Here is a 21,934-nt window from a genome sequence, read left to right as displayed (position 1 = left end):
AGCAAATCGTAAATTTGCAAGGGGGTGAATTTGGAATGTCACAGGAAAGGGGCAGGGGAGGGGTCCAAAAAACGCAACAAAAAAGCCCGGCCCGATCGGGGCGATCGAGCCGGGTCAGAAAAGTGTCCGTATGCGCCGCGTCTATCTCCCCCCTTGCGAGGAGAGACAATTGGCATCAGCCGAAAGGGTTTAGTTCAGGCCCAGCTTCCCACGCAAGGTCGACAGGTCTTCGGCCAGCGTATTCACGGCAGCAGCCAGCACGGCGCGGTCATCTTCGGTGAGCTTGTCATAGAGCTCATAGCCGTCAGCCGTCTTGTACTTGGCCAATGTCGTATCGACCTTGTCGAAATTGCCCGATACCTTGGTCACGAAAGCGCTGTCTTCCTTTTCGACCAGCGGACGCACGAGATCAAAAATCTTGCGCGAGCCATCGAAATTCGCCTTGAAGTCCCAAAGATCGGTGTGGCTGTAGCGGTCTTCTTCACCCGAAATCTTGGTCGCCGCGACTTCTTCCATCAGCGCGGCCGCACCGCCGACGACCTTCTCGGGTGGCAGCGTCAAGTCGGTAATGCGCTTGTTGAGCTCGGTCACGTCGGCCATCAGCTTGTCGGCAAATGGTCCGAGGTCCTTGGTGCTGTTCTCGGCGAAGAGGCCGTATTCGATACGGTGGAAACCGGTGAACTCCGGATCCTTTTCCGCCTTTTCATGGTCGTCGGCGCGTGAATCGATCGAACCGTCGAGATCGCTGAACAATTCTGCGATCGGCTCGATCGCTTCGTAGCTCATGCGCGTCGAACCGAAGAGCGACTTGGCCTTGTCCACATCGCCTGCCTTGACCGCATCCGTGAATGCCTTTGTGTCAGTCACGAGTGTTTCAAGGTTTTCCGACACGTAGATCTTGTAGTCGGCAATCGGTTGCACGAGATCGAGCGGCGCAACCTCGGCATTTGCCATTCGCGGCAAAGCTGCAGCTGCAAGTGTCAACAGGCTGACAGACAGTACAAGTTTGAGTTTCATCCTTAGTCCCCTTAAGATTTGCGGACCACGTCGTGGCCCGCTGCTTCCAATAATGTCCGGCCGACAAAATCGCTTTCGTCCTGCGGGCCGGGTGGCGTGAAGAAAAAGCCGCCGCCAATGGGCTTGATGTATTCCTCGAGCGGCTCGCCATCGAGCTGACGCTGTACCGTGATGAAGCCCTTCTCCAGATCCGCCTGGTAGCAGATGAACAGGAGCCCCTGTTCGAGCTGGCCGGATTTGCTCACCCCGTTTGAATAGTTGAACGGGCGGCGAAGAATGAGGTTTGCCTCGGAAGCCTTCGTGCGAGAATTGGCAAGCCTTATATGCGCGTCGAGGGGCGTTACCGTCCCTTCCGGATCCTTGGAATAGTCAGGCACGTCATGCTCGGTATTTCCGCCGCCATGCGGTGCGCCGGTCGCCTTCTTGCGGCCAATGATGCGTTCCTGCTCGCCAAGCGGCGTGCGGTCCCAGCGTTCGACGAAATTGCGGATGATGCGCACAGCCTGATAGGATCCGCCGCGGGTCCATTCAGGCTCGGTCCCGTTCTCCGGCACCCAGACGATCTTGTCCATCAGCGCAGCATTATTGGCATCGGGATTGGCTGAACCGTCGCGGAAACCGAGGAAATTGCGCGCGCTTTCGTGGGCTCCGTCCGGTTTCGGCGGCAGGACCGGCACCGAGCCTTCCTGTTTCCAGCGAAGCACCATCAGGTCCGGCAGGTTTTTCAGGATGTCGCGCAAGGCGTGAATGTTCGTATCGGGGGTGTTCGAACTGATCTGCAACGCCAGGTCGCCATGACACAGATCGGCATCCAGCGCATCATTGCGGAAAGCCTTCATGCGTGAAAGACGCACAGGTTTGTGCGGCGCCAGCCAATCGCGGTCGTCGAAGAACGAAGAACCGAGCGAAACCGTGATGGTCAGGTTGTCAGGCGGCACCACCGGCCCCAACAGTCCCGAATCCGCCGGCGGCAGCTTGTCGTCCAGTTCTGGCGGCGTGCCGCCTTGCATGAGGAAAGCGATGCGGCTCGACAGCGTCCGGAACAGCCGCTCCACGTCGGCCGGCGTCTCCGCCAGCACGTGAAACGAGGCGATCATGCCTGCAGCGGGGCGCGGCGTGACAATGCCCGCCTGGTGCAGACCGTAGAACGACTGGCGCTCCTGCGTCTTGTCGCTGACCGGCGCATCGGTGACCTGTCCCCCCTGCTGCTTTTCCGCCGCGCGTGCCGTGGTCAATCCCGTGGCCAATGCGCTCCCTGCGGCACCGACACCGAAAAGCACGTTGCGCCGTGTTGTCACCAGTTTGTTGTCGTTGGTTGTCATCGCCGTTACTCCAGTCCTACGGCCGCATTGAGCTTGCCGATCGCCTCGGCCAGCCCTTGCATCTTCTGCGCCAGCGCCTTGCGGCTATCCGCACTCACCTTGTCGTAGGCTGGATAGCCGTCCGGACCCTTGAGGGCAGCCAACGCGCTGGTGGTCTCTGTCAGGCGGCCGTCGATATCGGCCACCACCTGCGGTGCGGCCTGCACCGCAACGGGCTTCAAGAGCGCCATCATCCGCGAAACCCCGGCAATATTGGCTCCGAAATCGGCAAGATCGGTCTGGGCGTAGTGATCTTCACCCGCGGTGATCTTCGTATCGGCAATCTGCCCGACAAGCCGTTCCGCACCCTTGGCGATCTGCTCGGGCGGAATACGCAACCCGCGGATCCGGTCCTTCAGCGCCGTCACATCAGCCAGCAGCTTCGCCGAGACCGGCGCCAGCCCGTCAAGGCTGTTCTTGGCGTAGAGGCCGTATTCCACGCGATGGAAACCGGTGAATCCCTGGTCTTCCTCACGCTTTTCGAGGTAGTCCGCGACCGGATCGATGGCGTTGTGGAGATCGGCAAAGAGGTCTGCCATCGGTTCGATCTGTTTGTAGGGAGCGCGCGCCTTCTGATAGGATTCCCGCGCCTTTTCGAGATCGCCGGCCTTGATGGCGTCATCGAGCGCCTTCGTCGCCTTCACCAGCGAATTCGCCTGCATCGCCATGAACACCTGGAATTCGGCCAGCGGACCGATAAACGATGCCAGCGCCGGCCGTGCGGCCTCGGCCTCGGATTCGGCCGAAGGCGTGACGTGCAGGGTTCCGCGCGGGTTGTTGAGCAGGCCGCAGGTAATCTCGTAGGTTCCGGCCTTCAGTTTTGCCTGCATCGTCTGGGTAAAGCCCGGCACGATATTCTCGCGCTCTTCCAGAACCATCACGCCGTCGAGGATTTCCCACTCAAGCGCGCGATTGGATTTGTTGACAATAGTGAATGTCGAACGCCCGGCCGGAACCGTAATCTCATTGGGAACGCATGCACTGTCGTTGATCGTGACAGTGATAGCCCCGTTTGAACCCGCCGATTTCAGACCTTTCGATGCATAGTAGAAGGCCACGCCGCCTGCGACAACGAGAAGGGCGGCCCCGGCAACCGCCAGCTTCATCAGTTTTTGCGATGACGGACGGGGAGAACTGGAGCCAGCGGTTTGCGTCATAAAATTTCTTTCGGGGTGGCGATCAATGGGAAGGTTGGGCCGCGGCCGTACGACGGCCCGTTGGACGCAGGAACATGAAGATGCTGATGGATAGGAAGGCGACATAGACGATGACTTCACCCAGCGTCGGCATATCCTGATAACCGAACATTCCCGAGAGCAGCGTACCCAATGGGCTGCTGACCGGCAGGATCCCGCTCAGGTCGATGACGACAGTCTGGAGGCTGTTCCAGACACCCGCCTCGTGGAAATGGCGCAATGTGCCCGCCAATATCCCGGCAGCGACCACCAGTATGAAAAGCCCCGTCCAAAAGAAGAAGCGGCGCAGATTGAGGCGGATACCGCCCATATAGATGCCGTAGCCAAGCACGATCGACACCAGAATGCCGAGAAGCGCGCCAAGCGGCGCATCGCTGTTGGTGCTCTGCTGGAAGATGGCGAGCAGGAAAAATACCGATTCGAGCCCTTCGCGGGCCACGGCGAAGAACACCATGGCGATCAGCGCGGGAGCCTGTCCTGTCGAATGAGAAAACGCCGAGTCGATCGAATGGTGCAGTTCCGATTTGATCGAGCGGGCTGCCTTGCGCATCCAGAACACCATCGACGACAAGACGATGACGGCAATCAGCCCGACAATGGCCTCGAAGAATTCCTGGGCCTTCTGGGGAAACTCCGCGCTGACCATCTGCAGCCCGGCTCCGACGAAGAGCGAAAGCGCTATGGCAAGCAGAATCCCCACCCAAACCGCCGGCATCCATTCGCCCCGACCGGTCTGCTTCAGATAGCTCGCGACAATGCCCACGATCAGAGCCGCCTCGATGCCCTCACGCAGCATTATCAGGAATGGAACCAGCATAAATCAGACCCTCGGCCAACCATTGACGTCTCTTCGAGACGCGCCTTGGGACCGCGGGAGTCATAGACTGTCGCGAAAAGCGAAGCAATAACAATATATTAGAAGAATTCTAAGGAATAACCGGAGGAAATTTGTCAATTATTCCAATATGTTGATTGTTTCAATCCACAATCGAATGCAACCCGACGTGGACGCGTCCCCCTGCACCGCCACATTCTTTCCACAATTCCTCCCGGTGGTCGCGAAATCAATGCGCAACGCCCGCCACGCCAAGCAGTTGATCGACCGTATCCCGATCACCCGCCAGCTGCTCCGAGGAACCGTCCCACACGATGCGGCCGCGTTCGAGAATGATCACCCGCTCGGCAAATTCGAGAGCGCTCTGGATACGCTGCTCGACGAGCAGGATAGTCATCTCGCCGCTCGAGGCGAGGCGCGAAAACGCTGCCATCAGTTCTTCGCAGATGACCGGCGCCAGCCCCTCCAGCGGTTCGTCGAGCAGCAGCACAGTCGGCTTGCCCAATATGGTGCGGGCAGTCGAGAGCATCTGCTGTTCCCCTCCGGAAAGTTTTGCCCCGGAATTCGTCCGCCGCTCGTAGAGGCGCGGGAACATGTCATAGGCCTCCTGCAATGCGGTGCGCGGCCTTCCCTTCAACCCGACAAAGAGGTTCTCTTCCACAGTCAGCGATGGAAAAATGCTGCGTGATTGCGGTACGAAGCCGAGCCCGCTCCAGGCCCGCGCGGAGCTTTCCATGTGGGTAAGGTCCGCATCGCCGAGTTTAATCGTGCCGTCATAGCGCCGCGTCTGCCCCACCAGCGTTGCAAACAACGTCGTCTTGCCGACGCCGTTTCGGCCAAGCACCGCGATGCGCGAACCGGCCTCGGCGGCAAAGGAAATATCTTCGAGCACCCGGGTTGGGCCGTAACCGGCACTCAGACCTTTGACTTCAAGCTGCGCTGCCGGCATTGGCATATTCTCCTAGGTCGTAAACTCATAAATCTGGTAGAAATGGCGCCTGAAACGGCAAGAAGATGCGAGGAGAAGCGTGAAGGGCGGGGTCTTTCCCCCGGCCGAGCGGTTCGACGCTGCAGCTTGCCGCCGTTTCAGCGTCCGGAGGATATGGTCCATCTTCCCGGCAATAGCGTTGCAAGGGACTTGAAAATGGATAAACATTTCCATCGTCCTTGCTCCTTGTATCCGAAAAGATGGCCTCATAGCATTTCCATCAGATTTATGAGTTCACGACCTAGGTAGACCTCGCGCACCCGCACGTCATTCGTCGCATCGACAGGCAGGCCGTCGAAGATGATTTCACCGGCCGCCAGCACGATCACCCTTTTGGCAAAACGGAAAACCAGATCCATGTCATGCTCGATCATCAGCACCGCGAGATCGGCCGGCAGTTGCGCCAATGCATTCTCGATCAGGAACGTATCGCTGTGCGGCACGCCCGCGGCCGGTTCGTCGAGTAACAGTACCTTCGGGCGAAGCGCCAGCGCCAGCGCAATTTCCAAAAGGCGCTGTTGCCCATAGGCGATCTCGCTGACCGGAACCCTTCCCAGCGCCGTCAGATTGAGCGTCTCGAGAATTTCATAGGTTTCCTGCATCACGTCAGGCATGGCCTGAAAGGAACCAGCCATCCGGCCGGACTTGCCTTGCCGCTGCAGGATCGCCAGCGACACATGCTCTTCCGGGGTCATCTCGGCAAAAAGCCGGGTCACCTGAAACGAGCGAACGAGCCCGGCTCGCACACGCCTCATCGGCTTGAATGTCGAAATATCTTCGCCGTCCATTAGGACCTTTCCGGAGTCTGGACGCAAATGGCCGGTCACCAGATTGACGAAGGTGGTTTTTCCGGCACCGTTCGGGCCGATCAGCGCCACGCGGTCACCCTTGCCCAGCGTCAGCGACACATCATGCGTAACGTTCAGCCCGCCGAAGGTCTTCTGGAGATGATCGACCTCGAAAAGCGTCGTCATTTGCTGCCTCGCCTGTATCGTTCGACGAAGGTCGCGGCCGTGCCGTAAAGGCCCTTGGGTGCAAACAGCACCACGGCAATCAGCAGCGCGCCGACGATCGTCAGCCAATGGAACGGATTGGCCGCAGAAACCAGATCTTCGATCCAGACGAAAGCTACGGTGCCGATCAGCGCTCCGTAGAGCGACCCCACTCCGCCCAGGACCAGCATGACCAGCGCTTCAGCGGAATTGGTGAAGCTCAGGCTGTCGAGGCCGACGACCTGTGTCGATACCGCGTTGAAGGCGCCGCCGACACCCGCGACCAACCCCGAGATCACATACATCTTGATCAGGGTGAGCTTGACCGAGGCACCCATAGCGCTGACCCGGACCGGATCCTGCCGGATACCCTGGCAAAGCATGCCGAAGGGTGAGCGAACCAGAATGCGCAGAAGTATGAATACAAGCAGGAGCAGGACTATGCCGAAGACATAGGCGGTACGGCCCCAGAGATCGAATTCGAAGAGGCCGAGGATGGGATCGGGCGTGATGCCGGAAAGCCCATCGCTGCCGCCCGTATATTCCGATGCCTTGTTGGCCGCCTCGTGAAACAAATGGATGATGGCGATGGACAGCACGAGTTGGGCCAGGCCATGTCCGCGCAGGATGACGATGCCCGAAATCAGGCCCGCCAAAGCCCCGCCAACTGCGCCGATGGCGATCATGGTGATCGGTTCGGTAATGCCGAAATGCGCCGCGGCGATTCCGGCAGCATAGGCACCCCCGCCGAAAAGTGCGGCATGGCCGAGCGTCGCAACGCCGCAATATCCGGTTACCAGATCGAGCGACAGCACCAGCAACATGATCGCGATCATGCGCGTCAACAGCGCCAGGTTGTCGGGAAACAGGAAGTATCCGGCTGTGGCTGCAATCAGGATGACGGCGATGCCAATGAGGTCGTGCCACCAGCTCCTGGTCTGCGCGGGTATTGCCGTAACATAACCCCCGGCGCTCATTTGGCTCTTCCCATCAAACCGCGTGGAAACACCCAGACGATAGCTATCACCGCGAGATAGAAGAAGAACTCGCCATATTCCGGCACGAGGTAACGCCCGGTCGTATCGATGGCGCCGAGCAGCAGGCAAGCGATCAGCGCGCCGGGGATGGAGCCCGCACCGCCGACCGAAACGACGACAAGAAACGTGACCATGTAACGCAGGGCGTAATAGGGTTCTACAGGCAGCAGTTCCGCACCGATCACCCCGCCAAAGGCTGCAAGCCCGACAGCAAGCGCGAAACTTGCCGCATAGACGATCTTGGTGCGAACGCCGAGCGCCGCCGCCATTGCCGTATTATCCACCGAGGCGCGCAATTTGACACCGAAGGACGTGCGCTCGATCAGATACCAAAGCCCCAACGCGACAACCACACCGCAGCCGATGGCAAAGAGCTTGTGCGCCGCGATGGTGCGGAAACCGATATCCACGGGACCCTGCAGTCCAGCGGGGAGGGGGATCGTCTTCAGCGTCGGACCGAACACGTAATTGGCGAGGCCGATGACGCAAAACGTGATGCCGATGGTCATCAGCACCTGAGTCAGCTCCGGTGCGCCGTAAATCCGCCGGTAGAGAAAACGCTCCAGCGGAACAGCCATGATGATCGTGCCGAGCACCGCAATCACGATCGCCAGGCCATAGCCGAGCCCGAGATCCCGCGCCGCATAGGAGGCGATATAGCCGCCGATCATGGCGAATGCGCCGTGGGCGAGATTGATCACGCGCATCAGGCCCATGGTCACCGAGAGGCCAATCGAGATGATGAACAGGATCATCCCGTAGGCCAGGGCATCAACGCCGATACTGAAGAACGTCTGCATCAGATCATTCCGGTTGGCGCATTGGGCACGGGCTACTTTGCAGCCAATCCCGGGTCCGGCTGCTTCTCGAACGTCTTGATTTCCTTGTTGAAATAGACTCCATCGGCACCCTTCGATACTTCACGCAGATAGATGTTCTGGGTGATGTGTCGCGTTTCCGGATCGATAGAGACCGGACCGCGCGGACTTTCCCACGCCAGACCCTTCACTGCATCGACCGCCTTCTGTGCATCCTGCTTGCCGCCGGTCGCTTCGATCATTTTGCTGATGACAAACATGCCATCATAGGCGCCGACCGAAGGGAAGGAGAGTTCGGCCGGGTTGCCGATTGCGGTTTGGGCGGCGGCAACGAATGCCTTGTTTTCCGGCGAATTGTGCGCCAGCGAATAATGAAACGTCGTCAGGATGCCGAGGCCCGCATCGCCAATGGCCGGCAGATCGGATTCCTGCGTCAGGTCGCCCGGCGCGAGAAACTGGATGCCCGCCTGCTTCAGGCCGTTCTCATTATAGGCCTTGACGAAACCAAGGGTGGTTGGGCCCGACGGCAGGAAGGCGAAAACCGCCTGTGCCCCGGAATTGCGCACCCGCTGCATCACCGGGCTGAAATCGTTGGTCGACAGGGGCATGCGGATCGATTCGACGACCTTGCCGCCTTCTTTCTCGAACGTCGTCTTGAATGCGTTCTCCGCATCCACACCCGGACCATAGTCGCTGACGACGGTAATTGCCTTCTCCACACCGCGCTCGCGCGCGATCTTCGCCATCGGCGCCGAGGTCTGCCATGTGGTAAATGACGTGCGGACAACCAACGGGCTCTTGGTGACGATCGCCGACGTCGCCGCGTTCATGATGACCATCGGAACATTCGCCTGCTTGAGCAGCGGCGTGACCGCCATGGCGTCCGGCGTGAAATAGAAGCCGGCGAGATATTGCACGCCTTCCTTGACCACCAGTTCCTGCGCCAATGCTTTCGACTGGGCCGGGTCGGCCTGCGGCACATCCCGGTAGAGGACTTCAATCGTATTCTCGCCGACCTTGTCGCCATGGGTTGCAATATAGGCGTCGATGCCGGCCTTGAAGTTTTTGCCCTGGATCGCAAATGGTCCCGAGAAGGGACCGACAACACCGATCTTGATGACCTCGGCATAGGCACTTGCACTCATCAAAATTGATGCGGCGACAGCCAGAATAAGCTTTTTCATGGTTCCTCCCTCAATCGAAAACGGCTTTTTCAGAACATTGCACACGACCCGCGGTTTCCGAAGCACGAATGAAACGAAAAGATGCGATCTCACTCAAAACCGAGCGATTCTTATGCAAGAAATACCGATTCTGGCGCAAGTTTTTCCACTCGCAATTGCATTTTAGTTGCGTGTGGTTGTGATCACGCCTTGCCAAGGCTCTCAATCGAACCAAGCAGGCTACTTGCGGAACGCAATGCGGTCGTCGTCGACGCAACCATGGATGGCAATATCATCCACTCCAAAGTCCATGCGGCACCCGAACGTTCCTGCTCGTGAACCAAGGCGTGGTGCATGCCGGAAATCTGCGTGGCGTTGTAACGGGCGAGCGCAACCAGAAGTTCAGCAAGGACAGGATTTTGCTTGTGCGGCATCGCCGACGACTTCCCGCCACCGCTCAATTTGAGCTCGGCCGAGCCTTGTGCGAGAAGCGCAATATCCTGGCCGATCTTGCCGAGCGAACCAGAAATCAGCGATAAAAAGTCAGCAAATTCAACGATTATGTCACGCTGGCTGTGCCATTGCGGCGAATCGTGAAGGCCGAGTAACCCGGCCATTCTCTCGCGAACCGCTGGTCCTTTATCCCCCAGTTTTTCCAGCGTTCCAGCCGCCCCGCCGAACTGGATCACCGGGAGATCGCGCTTCAATATATCGAGGCGCCTGCGATGACGCAGCAGCGGCCCACGCCAGGATTCGATACGATCCCCGACTGTTATCGCGATGGCGGCCTGCATGCGGGTATGCCCCATCAAGCCATTGTTGCCAAACGTCTTTTCAAGTTTATCCAGATCGGCGATGATATCGGACAATCCGGTTTCGAGGCGAGTTACGACCGGCTTCAACCGGATCATCAGGCTCGTGTCGATGACATCCTGGCTGGTCGCCCCGAGATGCAAAGACCCGCGATGTTGCAGTGGAATGATGTCGCGCAATTGCCGGATAAGTTCCGGGATAACGACACCATCCAATGCAACCATCGATTTCAGCGCAGCCATGTCAGCCGAGAAATTCTGGCACGCATCCCTGATCGCCTCCGCTGCCGCATTTTCTATAATATTTTCAGCGGCTTGCGCTTCGGCCAAAGCAATTTCGAACCGAAGCATTGCGGCAATATCGTTCTCCGCCGAGAAGCAATTCGCTGCTTCTTCATCGCCCATCAAACCGGATAAAAATGGATGATCAAAGGGAGAAATACTCATCGCCTATACATCGAAAAAGATGGTTTCCTTGTCGCCTTGCAGATAGATATCAAAGACATAGCTCGACCCATCGCGTTTCGCGATCAGCGTCGGGACGCGATTGCGATGCTCGATGCGTTGCAGGATCGGGTCCTTGTCATTCGCCTCTTTCTCGTCGTCGAAATAGATCCGCGTCTGCAACCCTATGTTGATCCCTCGCGCTACAATCCAGACCGTGACATGCGGTGCCATCAAACGCCCGTCCTTGTAGGGAACCTGTCCCGGCTTCACGGTTTCGAAGCGATATTCGGCCGATTCCATATCCGTCGGACAGCGTCCCCACCCGGTAAAATTGGGATCGGCGGTGCCGCGCAACTCGGATGGACTGTTGTAGAGCCCCTTGCTGTCGGCCTGCCAGATCTCGAGCAAGGCGTCACGCAATGGCGTTCCGGTGCCGTCGAAAACCCGGCCACGGAGGGTAATTCGCTCGCCCAGTGTCTTGTCGTTGACCATGGAGGTGCCAAGATCGTTCTCGTAAACTCCTGTAATTTCACAGAAATTCGGCGTGCAGCCGATATGAACATATGGTCCCGCTGTCTGCGACGGCGTTTCCTTGAGGTAGCCTAATTGTTGCACCATCAGTTGCCCTCCATCCGGTTCTCGAACAGGGTCGAGCGGCGGCCGCGCAACACGATGTCGAATTTATAGGCGCGTGCATCCATCGGAATGGTGTTGTTCATATCGAGCGTCGCGATGAGTTGTTCTATCGCTGCCTTATCCGGAATGGATTTGACGATCGGGCAATTCCAGATCATTGGGTCGCCCTCGAAGTACATCTGGGTAATCAACCTCTGCGCGAAACCATGGCCGAACACCGAGAAGTGGATATGCGCCGGGCGCCAGTCATTCACACCGTTTGGCCAAGGGTATGCGCCCGGCTTGACCGTGCGAAAACGGTAGTACCCATCATCGTCGGTTATCGTCCGGCCGCACCCGCCAAAATTGGGATCGAGCGCCGCAAGATATCCCTCGCGCTTGTGCCGATAGCGCCCGCCGGCATTGGCCTGCCAGAATTCCAGGAGCGCACCCGCAACGCCCTTGCCGCGCTCGTCAACAACTCTGCCGTGAACAACAATGCGCTGCCCGATCGCGCTCTCGCCGGGCTTCGCATAATTGTAGATAAGATCGGCGTCGAGCTCGCCCAGCAGCGAATGGCCGAACACCGGCCCGGTGATCTCTGATAGCGTATTGTCGAATGAAATCAATGCCCTCTGAGGTGAGCGCACAACGCTTGTCTTGTACTCCGGCGTATAGGCTGGCGGATGCCACTGCCTGTCCCGCTGAAAGAATGCGCCGGTTTCCGGCTTCCTGTTGGACATTGTATGCCTCCCGTCAGGCTGTCTTTGCGGTGGCGAGGTCCTTATAGACCTGCTTCGCCAGTTTGATCGCATGGTTGGCCGCTGGAACGCCCGCATAGATTGCAACGTGGAGAAGCGCCTCGCAAATATCGTCCTGGGTCGCGCCAGTGTTGGCCGTCGCCTTGATATGCATGACCAGCTCCTCGTCCTGTCCCAATGCCGCCAACAGCGCGATGGTCACAATCGAGCGCTGCCGCTTCGTCCAGCCCGGCCGCGACCAGACATGACCCCAAGCAGCTTCAGTGATAAGCTCTTGAAAGGGCTTGTCAAAGTCCGTCTTGTTTGCCTCAGCCCGATCGACATGCGCATCGCCGAGGACAGCCCGGCGCGTCGCCGTGCCTTCGGCATAGCGTTGGGAAGGAACGTCTGTAGAAGTCATGCTCTTTCTCCAAGTTGGAACCCGTCGATGAACGCCCGTATCACCGCCGTCAGCGCTTCCGGCTGCTCCACGCAGGGAATATGTCCGGCATCCTTGATCACCTCGTAACGTGAACGAGGAATGAGCTTCGCCAGAGAAAGCACAATCTCCGGTGGCGTCGACCCATCCTGATCCCCAACGATGCAAATGGTCGGGACGGCGATGCGCGAGGCTTCGGTTGTAAAATCGGCATCGCGCAACGCGGCACACGTCCCGATATATCCTCCTATGGCCTGCCGGGTCAGCATGTTGCGATACCCGGCAAGTTCCTCGCGGCGTTGCTTGTGGAAAGGTGGAGTGAACCATTTTTCGAGCACACCATCCGCGATGGCTTCAATGCCGCCTTGCTCAAGCGCCGCAATGCGGGCAGCCCACATCTCCGCCGAGCCGATCTTATGGGCGGTATCGCAAAGGACCAGCGCACGCACCAGATCTGGCCGTGTCGCATAAAGCCCTTGTGCCACCAGCCCGCCAACCGACAGACCGCAGATAATCGCATTCCTGACCTCAAGATAATCAAGGAGCCCTGCAAGATCAGCAGTGTGGTCATCAATGGAATAGGGTGTGATACCGATATCCGAAAGACCATGTCCTCGCATGTCGTAGGTCACGATGGCGAAATCGCCGACAAGGCGAAGGATGACATCGCGCCAGATACGTAGGTCGGTGCCAAGCGAATTGGCAAAGACCAGTACAGGCTTGCCTTCCGGCGCGCCGATCAACTGATAGTGGAGTGTTACGCCATTAATGGAAACGAACTGCACAGAAGCCTCCCATTCAATAAACCATCATGGATTATCCGTATGGTTAGGTAAAATGATATTCTATCGCATTCTCTTAACTAGTGGGTTATGAAATGCCATGATCGACAGTCGCATCAAGTTTCGCCACCTACAAACGTTTCTGGAAGTCGCACGTCAGAAGAGTGTAATGAAGGCAGCTGCAATCCTTCATATCAGTCAACCGGCTGTAACCAAAACAATCCGTGAAATGGAAAGCGAGCTTGGGGTTGCCGTTTTTGAACGCGACGGCCGCGGCATCAGGATCACGCGCTATGGCGAGGTGTTCCTGCGCCATGCCGGCGCTGCCATCACGGCATTGCGTCAAGGCATTGACTCCGTTTCCAATGAACGGTCGGGGGAGGGTGTCCCCATCCGGATTGGCGCTTTACCGACCGTGTCCACCCGCGTGATGCCGCATGCCATCAGTTTGTTCCTGCAAGAGGAAACACAAAGCCGGATCAAGATTGTTACGGGCGAAAACGCAGTCCTTTTGGAGCAGCTTCGCCTAGGCGATCTCGATCTTGTTGTTGGCCGTCTTGCAGCTCCAGAGAAAATGACAGGTTTCTCCTTCGAACATCTCTATTCCGAGCAAGTGGTGTTCGCCGTCAGCGCCAACCATCCGCTTTTGAGTTCACAAGAGGATATCTTTTCGCTTCTTGCCGAATTCCCGATTCTCATGCCGACCAGGGCATCGATCATTCGACCCTTCGTCGACCGCTTTCTCATTGCCAATGGAGTGGCCGCCCTGCCTACCCACATCGAGACTGTTTCGGATGCGTTCGGCCGCGCCTTTGTTCGCTCGAGTAACGCGGTTTGGATCATCTCATCGGGGGTTGTCGCCGATGATGTCGACGACGGGAGTTTGGCTTTATTGCCTCTAGACACAAGCGAGACGCGCGGACCGGTAGGTCTCACGATGCGTGCTGACATGACGCCATCACTACCGCTGATGATCCTGATGCAGACTATCCGCGAAGCAGCAATAGAAGCATCCGCTGCCTAGACCAATAGGCCCGCAAGCGTATCGCGAGTTGATCGCATTACCGGTAGATAGGTTGCAATCATCTCCTCAACGGCAACCCTCGGCGCCTGTGCGCCGACGTTAAGTGCCGCAATGGTGTTACCCCGCATATTGCGCACCGGGATGGCAATCGAACAGAGACCGATCTCCAATTCCTGATCGATGACAGCATATCCCTGCTCGCGTATCAGTTGTAACTCAGCCATCAAGTCAGCAATGGTGGTCTTCGTATTCGGCGTATTTGCCTTAAGGTTGCTACTCTCCAGAATACTCTTCGCGTCGCCTTCATTCATCGCGGCGAGCAAGACTCGCCCCATGGACGAGCAATAGGCGGGCAGGCGGCTTCCGGGATTGAGATTGATCGACATTACCCTCTTGTGCGATGCCCGGGCGATATAGACGATCTCATTGCCATCGAGGACCGAAGCCGATGCGCTTTCGCCGGTCTTTTCCGACAGTTGGTCGAGAAAAGGCTGCAGCAGCCGGGGCAGGGGAGTCGCTGTAAGATAGGAATGGCCAAGACGCAGTATTCGCGGCGATAGCGAGAAGAATTTGCCGTCATAGTCGGCATAGCCGAGTTGTGCCAAGGTCAACAGACAACGCCGGGCCGTCGCGCGTTCGAGGCCGGTAATCCTCGAGACATCGGTGATCGAAAGGCGCGGATTTGCCGCGTCGAACGCCTCGATTACCGAGAGGCCCTTGGCAAAACCACTGATGAAGTCCGTTTCTCGCATACCAGACCATAGCACGTTTTGTGCGATATACGAACAAAAATCATATAACGCACAAATTGTTTGACCTTTGAGCCATTGAAGCACTAATCAAAAGATGAGGAATTCGGGACAGGGAGAGAAATGTGGCGCGGATTTGCACGCTTTCCGAAGCGATTGAAGAGAATGTCAAGGACGGCGATTCCATCGCGATGGAAGGGTTCACACACCTGATCCCTTATGCGGCCGGCCACGAAATCATCCGGCAGGATCGCAAGGAGCTTTTTCTTATACGGATGACGCCAGACCTGATCTACGACCAGTTGATCGGCGTCGGCGCAGCACGCGGTATGAAATTCTCCTGGGGCGGCAATCCGGGCGTTGGTTCGTTGCACCGTTTTCGCGATGCAGTCGAGAACCAGTGGCCACGTCCGCTCGAAATCGAGGAGCATTCGCACGCCGCCATGGCCAACGCCTATGAGGCAGGGGCAGCCAACCTGCCATTCGCGATGCTCCGGGGCTATATCGGCGCGGATCTTGCGAAGGTTAATCCGAATATCAAATCGATCACCTGCCCGTTCACAGGCGAAGTCCTGGCGGCGGTGCCGTCGATTCGCCCTGACGTGTCCATCATCCACGCCCAGCGCGCAGACCGCAAAGGCAATGTGGTGATCGAAGGCATCGCCGGCGTCCAGAAAGAAGCGGTGCTTGCGGCCAAACGCTCGATCGTCACGGTCGAAGAAATCGTTGATGAACTCAATCCGCCGTCGCCCAATGCGGTGGTTCTGCCGACGTGGGCCGTCAGTTCTGTTGTTCACGTTCCAGGTGGTGCGTTTCCGTCCTATGCGCACGGCTATTATCCGCGCTCCAACGCTTTTTACATTGCCTGGGACAAAATTGCCCGCGACCGCGATAGTTTTACGGCCTGGATCAATGAGAACGTTCGTAGCGGAAAACCCGAAGATTTCGCCCGCCATGTCGGCAAGCGGTCTGCAAAAGCAGCGTAAGGAGTATCGTCATGTCCATTGAATTTACACCGACAGAGATGATGACAATCGCCGCAGCCCGCGCCTTGACCAATGATGAAGTGTGTTTCGTCGGCATCGGAGCGCCGTCGGCAGCCTGTAACGTTGCGCGGCTCACCCACGCTCCGGATATCACACTAATCTACGAAAGCGGCACGATCGGTACCAAACCCGACGTTCTGCCGCTTTCTATCGGCGATGGAGAACTGTGCGATACCGCCTTGTGCACGGTATCCGTGCCGGAGATGTTCCGCTACTGGTTGCAAGGCGGCCGCATTACCACAGGGTTTCTCGGCGGCGCGCAGATCGACCGGTTCGCCAACCTGAATACCACCGTTGTCGGCGACTATGACAAGCCGAAAGTCCGCCTGCCGGGTGGTGGTGGCGCACCCGAAATCGCCAGCAATTGCGGCCAGATCTACATAACCATGGCGCTCAACAAACGAGGTTTCGTCGACCATCTCGACTTCATCACGTCGATGGGGCACGGGGAGGGCGGCGATCATCGGGCGCGGCTTGGGATGAAAACCAAGGGTCCGACGCGCGTTATCACCGATCTGTGCATATTCGAGCCCGATCCCGCTACCAAGGAACTAACGGTTGTGTCGATCCATCCCGGCGTGAGCCGTGCGTCGGTCGAAGAGAATTGCGGCTGGCCAGTTCGGTTTGCGGAGACGGTTGCGGAGACGCCGGCCCCGACGACAACCGAAATCTCTGTGCTCCGCGACATCAACGCCCGCACCAAAAAAGCCCATGAGGCCGCCTGATGACCGAAGTTTACATCTGCGATTACATACGCACCCCCATCGGCCGCTTTGGCGGGTCCCTGGCCTCCGTTCGCGCCGATGATCTTGGCGCTATTCCGTTGAAGGCACTGATCGAACGCAATAAAAGTGTCGATTGGGAAGCTATCGATGAAGTGATTTTTGGTTGCGCCAACCAGGCTGGTGAAGACAATCGAAATGTGGCGCGCATGGCGCTGTTGCTCGCCGGGCTTCCAGTCAGCGTCCCCGGTACGACGATAAACCGCCTGTGCGGTTCGGGTATGGATGCCGTCATCACTGCCGCCCGCGCGATCAAGGCCGGCGAAATCGAACTTGCGATCGCCGGCGGTGTGGAATCTATGTCTCGTGCCCCTTTCGTAATACCGAAAGCGGAGAGTGCGTTTTCGCGTCATGCGGAAATCCATGACACGACGATCGGCTGGCGTTTCATCAATCCACTGATGCAGCAGGAATACGGTGTCGATTCAATGCCGGAGACTGGCGAGAACGTTGCCGAGGATTTCAATGTATCACGCGCCGATCAGGATGCTTTTGCCGTGCGATCCCAGCAAAAGGCCGGGGCGGCGATGGCGAACGGACGCCTTGCCCGCGAAATCACGCCGGTCACGATTCCGCAGCGTAAGGGTGATGCAATCATCGTCGACCGGGACGAACATCCGCGTCCCCAAACCACGATCGAGCAACTGGCGAAACTCCCCACGCCTTTCCGTAAAGGCGGGTCGGTTACAGCGGGGAATGCGTCGGGCGTCAACGACGGCGCGGCGGCCCTGATCGTCGCTTCCGAAGCCGCCGCGAAGAAATATGGCCTGACCCCGATTGCCCGTATTGCCGGTGGCGCAACTGCCGGCGTACCGCCCCGTATCATGGGTGTCGGGCCCATCGCAGCCTCGGTGAAGCTCTCTGCCCGGCTTGGCATTTCGCCGAAAGATTTCGATATCGTAGAACTCAACGAGGCCTTTGCCTCCCAGGGACTCGCGACACTTCGGGCGCTCGGCATTGCCGATGATGCAGAGTTCGTCAATCCAAATGGCGGCGCCATTGCGCTGGGTCATCCACTTGGCATGAGCGGTGCCCGCATCACAGGCACCGCCGCGCTAGAACTCAATCTGCGTCGCGCGAAACGTGCACTCGCCACTATGTGTATTGGTGTCGGGCAAGGGATTGCCGTCGCACTCGAAAGAGTCTGATTACGCAGATTTGGCTATGCCGGCCCGGCGCGTTTTTTGTGCGCGTAACCGCGCCAGGGTATTCTCCGCCCATTGCCAATCCGGCGCAAGTTCGGTGCTTCGAACAGCAGCGTCGATGGCTTTATCACGCTGCCCGTTCACCTCGTGGAGCTGCGATCTCAACAGATAGACTTCCGCGCGTTCGCGCGCATGGAAGAGAGCTTCAAGCAGACGATCTGTGGCAATCAGACCCTGTTCCGGATTGGTCTTGGTGCGAACGCGGAGGTTGGCAAGCTTCAGCAGCGGCCAGGTCCATTCGGGCTTGGCATCCGATGCGCGCACAAACGCCTCGGCAGCTTCTTCGATATTGTCCAAAGCTTCGTGGCAGCGCCCGAGCAACTGCCAAGCATCGGACGAATCCGGACGGCGAGCAATATATTCGTGCAAGGCATCAGTACAGGGCTGGTATTTCTGTTGCCGGAACAGCACTTGCGCGAGCTGATAATTCCACCAGTCGACGCTGCGATCGAGTTCGACGGCTTTGCGCAGCTGGGCCTCAGCCTCTTCAGGCTGCTCCAGCCTCATCAGCGTCAAGGCGAGTTGATGCCGCGAGCGCGCGTTCCACGGCTCAGAGCTGACCGCGCGTTCCGCGTAAATGCGCGCCTCATCGAGCTTCTCACCAAGCCGGGACAATTCGACCGAGACCATATGCTGTGCTTCGGGATTGTCCGGATGATGGTTTTTCAGCTCCGCAACAAGATGCGGAGGAATGGCTTTGCCGCTATGTGCGGACAACAGCGCCTGATAGACAGCGCGAACCGGGAAGATGGCAGGTTCGATGCTGGCCGCTTGGTGTGTTGCGAATGCCAAATCCTCCTTCGATAGAAGCTTCAGCTTGGTACGCACCACCGAAGCGTAGGTGAAGCTCGGCGTATCGATGGGTGGCTCGATCAAGAAGCGTTCGACGAATTGCGACAGGACAACGTCCGGCTGGTAGGCCTCGATCAACTCGCGATCAAATGATTTGCCGTAGACATAGACGAGCGTGCTGAAGCTCTCTTTGAGGAAAGGCAACAGGTTACCGCCAAAGGAATCGCCGAACATCACGCAACGTGGCAGCGTTGTGTCCTTGTTGACAAAAACCCTGATCCTCCCGCGGTTCGGAATGCGGTTGTCGAAGGCGAGGCGGCCAGCGGCGCCTTCGATGCGGGCCGACAAAGTGGGCGCAGAAACAGGCGGTTCGAACTTGATGCCAAGATCACCGACATACGGGACCTCTTCAAAAGCCACGCGTGAGGCTTCGACCCGCAGCGGTTCGATACCACTGTTTGAAAGGCCTGCGCAAAAGGCCTGATAGCCGATATAGGCGCCAAATCCGCTCCAGTGCGTATCGCTTTTCGGATAGGTTAACCCTTGCATTTTCCCAGCGCGGATTGCCTCAAGAGGATAAATGATCTTCCGCGCGCGTTGCGGGCCAAGGGCAGCCATGATCTGGTGGATGGGGCGTTGTTCGGCAATTTCCACCCAGTCCGGAAGTTGTTCTGAATAGACGAGCTCCTTGTTCGGAGCTACGAACATCAGATGTTGAGCACCGAGCGAGGCCACATATTGATCGCGTTCGAGGACCAATTTTCGCCAGGCGTCGACGCCTTGCTGATCCAGCAAATGACGGCCGGTGATCTGGTCGATAACGCGATTTGAATCATGATCGAGAAAAATCCAGCCATTTTTGCCCAGGAGATATTTCTTGCTCTTGTCTGCGCGCGACGTGGAAACGAAATCATCACTCATGAACACCTCCAGAGCGGCACGTCCTGCCACTCGCTGTTTTGGAATACGCGAATGCTTTTCACCGCGGTTGCCGCGCCATTCACATCGCCGTCATCTTTACCGGCGAAAGACGCGACCGCGTTGCTGAAGAGAAGCTGCGCAGGCGTGTATGCGAAGGTGTTTCCCACCTCGTATATTTTCCGGTCGTCAAAGAAGAACTGAAACCGGTCCTTGCTCCACAGCATGCCGTAGCGATGGAAAGCGTCGGCCAGTTTCAAGCGCGGCCGGTAAGTCTTGGACAAAACCTGCCTGTCAGGTCGCCAGCGGCGCGCTGTCACCTGAACCAGATTGGGATACTTGGCCTCTGCCACGTCGAGCTCAAAGCGGGTATCGCCTTCACTCTCGCGCACGGAGGTAAGCCAGAACGCGTTGTTTACACCGGGCTCATTGGCGATTTTCATTTCGCACTCGAAATAGCCGTAGCATTGACGAAAATCACGCGTCCGCACGTATCCGCCGCTGAACGGTCGTTTATCACTCAACGCGCCAGTGTTGCGGCCAAGTTTCAATGAAAGCCCGGCGCCCGAAATTGCAACATTCCCGGGTATCCGAATACTCCTGGTCTCTCCGCCGCTGTCATTTACCTTGATCCAGCGTTGATCGAAGCCGGCATTGTCGGTGAAATCGTCATTGAACGAAAGTCGCCATTTTCCCTGCGCGCGCTGAAGTGGAACGGGAATATCCGAGCAAAGCGCGTTGGCAAGTACAGGCCGCGCCAGCAATCCGGCCGAAGCAATTCCCAAGCCTGCGAGGCTCAGGAAGGAACGTCGGCTGAATTGCGCGCGGCTCTGCGTCATACCGCGGCCTTGGCTGGAGCCTCCTTAAGGCTGCGCAGGCTGGTTTCGAGATTCCAGGCACGATTACGCAAGGTTTCCACCTCTCCGGTCATGAAATCGATCTCGCTGCGGAACCAAGCCACAGCTTCATGGATGTTGTGCGGAACCTGAACCAGATTGGGTACCGAGAGCGGCTTGTCTGCCGGTGCAGCCACGGGCTTTGGCAGTACGTGGTTGAGCTTGTTTTCGGTCAGGAAGCGATGGTACTCGGCATAGTTCAGGCGATAAATATGCTGGACTTTGGAGAAGTCCGCTTTTTCGAGCATTTTTTCGAGGTTGATCGGCAGGTAGTCCTCGATCTCGATCGATGGAATTGCGAACAGTGAGGACAATTCTCGAATACGCGAATCATAGGTGAAGAATACCGCCGGAATTCCCTGATGCAGGGCTATAACATTGCCGTGCAGCCGGAAGCCAACCATAACATCAACGTTTGCAGCTGCGTCGGCCGCCCACTCTTCGATATCGAAAAAGGCGCTCATGCGATTGTTGAGCATCTCTTCCGCTTCAGCGTGGCCAAGCAGATTGAACTTGGTGAGGATAGCCTTAATGTTGTCCTGCTTCTCTTTGCCGGAAGAGAAAATAGCAAGTGTCTCTTCGCGTTCGCCCTGCGAGTAGAGTTTGCTCGAAGGACGCTTGGCAACCGCATCGATCAGCGCGCGCTGCATCCTGTTGGTCTTGGTTGCGTTGCTGGCGTAGTCAGCAGAAAGATATTTATTTAGGGTCAGGCCGACGCGGGCAGTCGCCGGATCGATGGATTTGATCGTGATCGAGGGGCGTAAGGAACGGTAAAAGCTCGGGCAGCCGATCACCCGCACATTCTTGATGCCGAGATCGTTGAATATCTCCGCGCTGTAGAAGCCACGAACGCCAATCGTCTCGCATTTGTCGGCGATGACCTTCCACGCCTCGACGGTACCTTTCGGCACGTTGAGCTTCTTGTATTTGCCGGCCTGTGCACCGACCCCGATGGCGACGACCGGGCCTTTGAGCTTCTTGAGCAGTGGTACGACATGGGCAAGATCGACGGTTTCCGTCAGATAGTTCGAACCGCGCACGACCGTAGCATCATAAGTGCCGTCTTGTGGCCAGAGCTTTTCGTTACCGGCGTGCGAGAACTGCACGTTCTTGATGTCGTCATAGGCGAGGGCCTTGAGCGTGGCGTCATAGACGAGAACGTCGCCTGTGTTGATGCCACCCTTGTTGAAGGCCGCGAGCGGATCCTCAAACTTCAAATAGGCGGATTTGTTGCCAGGCTTGACCGCGGCGCCACCATTCAGAACAAAAAGTTTCTTCAT

Annotated in this window: 22 protein-coding genes; 4 read left to right on the top strand and 18 right to left on the bottom strand. The window is 57.7% G+C overall.

What is annotated here, in order from left to right; genetic code table 11:
- Positions 1–189: 189 nt before the first annotated feature.
- The 14 genes from efeO (J2X72_RS16935) to pcaD form a co-directional block, all read right to left on the bottom strand.
- Complete coding sequence (efeO, locus tag J2X72_RS16935; RefSeq protein WP_210002675.1) at positions 190–1,017, bottom strand: iron uptake system protein EfeO; 828 nt, start codon at positions 1,015–1,017, stop codon at positions 190–192.
- Between the two features lie 11 nt (positions 1,018–1,028).
- Positions 1,029–2,339 carry an iron uptake transporter deferrochelatase/peroxidase subunit gene (gene efeB / locus J2X72_RS16930; RefSeq protein WP_310073733.1) on the bottom strand — a complete coding sequence of 437 codons (1,311 nt, stop codon included), beginning with the start codon at positions 2,337–2,339 and terminating at the stop codon, positions 1,029–1,031.
- 5 nt (positions 2,340–2,344) lie between these two features.
- Complete coding sequence (efeO, locus tag J2X72_RS16925; protein WP_310073731.1) at positions 2,345–3,535, bottom strand: iron uptake system protein EfeO; 1,191 nt, start codon at positions 3,533–3,535, stop codon at positions 2,345–2,347.
- Between the two features lie 22 nt (positions 3,536–3,557).
- Positions 3,558–4,391 carry an iron uptake transporter permease EfeU gene (efeU, locus tag J2X72_RS16920; RefSeq protein ID WP_310073729.1) on the bottom strand — a complete coding sequence of 278 codons (834 nt, stop codon included), beginning with the start codon at positions 4,389–4,391 and terminating at the stop codon, positions 3,558–3,560.
- Positions 4,392–4,638: 247 nt separating this feature from the next.
- Entirely contained in the window at positions 4,639–5,358 is a 720-nt protein-coding gene (locus J2X72_RS16915; RefSeq protein ID WP_310073727.1) for an ABC transporter ATP-binding protein, read from the bottom strand.
- Positions 5,359–5,603: 245 nt separating this feature from the next.
- Positions 5,604–6,371, bottom strand: a complete 768-nt coding sequence (locus J2X72_RS16910; protein ID WP_310073725.1) for an ABC transporter ATP-binding protein — start codon at positions 6,369–6,371, stop codon at positions 5,604–5,606.
- A complete protein-coding gene (locus J2X72_RS16905; protein WP_310073723.1) occupies positions 6,368–7,366 on the bottom strand; it encodes a branched-chain amino acid ABC transporter permease in 999 nt (332 codons plus the stop codon). Before J2X72_RS16905 ends, J2X72_RS16910 begins: the two co-directional genes overlap by 4 nt.
- Complete coding sequence (locus J2X72_RS16900; protein ID WP_310073720.1) at positions 7,363–8,226, bottom strand: branched-chain amino acid ABC transporter permease; 864 nt, start codon at positions 8,224–8,226, stop codon at positions 7,363–7,365. The genes J2X72_RS16905 and J2X72_RS16900 overlap by 4 nt, the downstream gene beginning before the upstream one ends.
- Positions 8,227–8,258: 32 nt before the next feature.
- Positions 8,259–9,428, bottom strand: a complete 1,170-nt coding sequence (locus J2X72_RS16895; protein ID WP_310073718.1) for an ABC transporter substrate-binding protein — start codon at positions 9,426–9,428, stop codon at positions 8,259–8,261.
- A gap of 182 nt (positions 9,429–9,610) precedes the next feature.
- Positions 9,611–10,666 (bottom strand): 3-carboxy-cis,cis-muconate cycloisomerase, encoded by a 1,056-nt coding sequence (locus J2X72_RS16890; protein ID WP_310073716.1) that lies wholly within the window; start codon positions 10,664–10,666, stop codon positions 9,611–9,613.
- A 3-nt stretch (positions 10,667–10,669) separates the two neighbouring features.
- Entirely contained in the window at positions 10,670–11,284 is a 615-nt protein-coding gene (gene pcaG / locus J2X72_RS16885; protein WP_310073714.1) for a protocatechuate 3,4-dioxygenase subunit alpha, read from the bottom strand.
- Positions 11,284–12,024 carry a protocatechuate 3,4-dioxygenase subunit beta gene (gene pcaH / locus J2X72_RS16880; protein ID WP_310073712.1) on the bottom strand — a complete coding sequence of 247 codons (741 nt, stop codon included), beginning with the start codon at positions 12,022–12,024 and terminating at the stop codon, positions 11,284–11,286. The genes pcaG and pcaH overlap by 1 nt, the downstream gene beginning before the upstream one ends.
- 13 nt (positions 12,025–12,037) lie before the next feature.
- Positions 12,038–12,442, bottom strand: coding sequence for a 4-carboxymuconolactone decarboxylase (gene pcaC, locus J2X72_RS16875; protein WP_310073710.1), 405 nt, complete (start codon positions 12,440–12,442; stop codon positions 12,038–12,040).
- Positions 12,439–13,245 carry a 3-oxoadipate enol-lactonase gene (pcaD, locus tag J2X72_RS16870; protein WP_310073708.1) on the bottom strand — a complete coding sequence of 269 codons (807 nt, stop codon included), beginning with the start codon at positions 13,243–13,245 and terminating at the stop codon, positions 12,439–12,441. Before pcaD ends, pcaC begins: the two co-directional genes overlap by 4 nt.
- Before the next feature lie 97 nt (positions 13,246–13,342).
- Between pcaD and pcaQ the strand changes: the two genes are divergently transcribed.
- Positions 13,343–14,266 carry a pca operon transcription factor PcaQ gene (gene pcaQ / locus J2X72_RS16865; RefSeq protein WP_310073706.1) on the top strand — a complete coding sequence of 308 codons (924 nt, stop codon included), beginning with the start codon at positions 13,343–13,345 and terminating at the stop codon, positions 14,264–14,266.
- On the opposite strand, the gene J2X72_RS16860 is transcribed toward pcaQ, so the two are convergent.
- The gene (locus J2X72_RS16860; RefSeq protein ID WP_310073703.1) at positions 14,263–15,018 is read right to left on the bottom strand and encodes an IclR family transcriptional regulator; all 756 of its coding nucleotides are present in this window, start codon (positions 15,016–15,018) and stop codon (positions 14,263–14,265) included. The genes pcaQ and J2X72_RS16860 overlap by 4 nt on opposite strands.
- Before the next feature lie 122 nt (positions 15,019–15,140).
- On the opposite strand from J2X72_RS16860, the gene J2X72_RS16855 reads away from it, so the two are divergent.
- Genes J2X72_RS16855 through pcaF form a run of 3 tightly spaced genes read left to right on the top strand, consistent with a single transcriptional unit; the run spans position 15,141 to position 17,991 of the window.
- The gene (locus J2X72_RS16855; protein ID WP_310073701.1) at positions 15,141–16,001 is read left to right on the top strand and encodes a CoA transferase subunit A; all 861 of its coding nucleotides are present in this window, start codon (positions 15,141–15,143) and stop codon (positions 15,999–16,001) included.
- Positions 16,002–16,012: 11 nt separating this feature from the next.
- On the top strand, positions 16,013–16,786 hold the full coding sequence (locus J2X72_RS16850) for a CoA-transferase subunit beta (protein ID WP_310073698.1): 774 nt from the start codon (positions 16,013–16,015) through the stop codon (positions 16,784–16,786).
- On the top strand, positions 16,786–17,991 hold the full coding sequence (gene pcaF / locus J2X72_RS16845; protein ID WP_310073696.1) for a 3-oxoadipyl-CoA thiolase: 1,206 nt from the start codon (positions 16,786–16,788) through the stop codon (positions 17,989–17,991). Before J2X72_RS16850 ends, pcaF begins: the two co-directional genes overlap by 1 nt.
- On the opposite strand, the gene J2X72_RS16840 is transcribed toward pcaF, so the two are convergent.
- From J2X72_RS16840 to J2X72_RS16830, 3 genes are read right to left on the bottom strand one after another with little or no spacing between them, the layout of a single operon-like run.
- Positions 17,992–19,761, bottom strand: coding sequence for a CDC27 family protein (locus J2X72_RS16840; protein WP_310073695.1), 1,770 nt, complete (start codon positions 19,759–19,761; stop codon positions 17,992–17,994).
- Positions 19,758–20,597, bottom strand: coding sequence for a glycoside hydrolase family 16 protein (locus J2X72_RS16835; protein ID WP_310073694.1), 840 nt, complete (start codon positions 20,595–20,597; stop codon positions 19,758–19,760). Before J2X72_RS16835 ends, J2X72_RS16840 begins: the two co-directional genes overlap by 4 nt.
- A complete protein-coding gene (locus J2X72_RS16830) occupies positions 20,594–21,934 on the bottom strand; it encodes a polysaccharide pyruvyl transferase family protein (protein ID WP_114430622.1) in 1,341 nt (446 codons plus the stop codon). Before J2X72_RS16830 ends, J2X72_RS16835 begins: the two co-directional genes overlap by 4 nt.

This window comes from Phyllobacterium sp. 1468 (assembly GCF_031455525.1).
In the GTDB taxonomy this organism is placed as follows: Bacteria; Pseudomonadota; Alphaproteobacteria; order Rhizobiales; family Rhizobiaceae; genus Phyllobacterium.
Note: the sequence above shows the minus strand (reverse complement) of the source record. Positions and strands in the feature narration are given on the sequence as shown.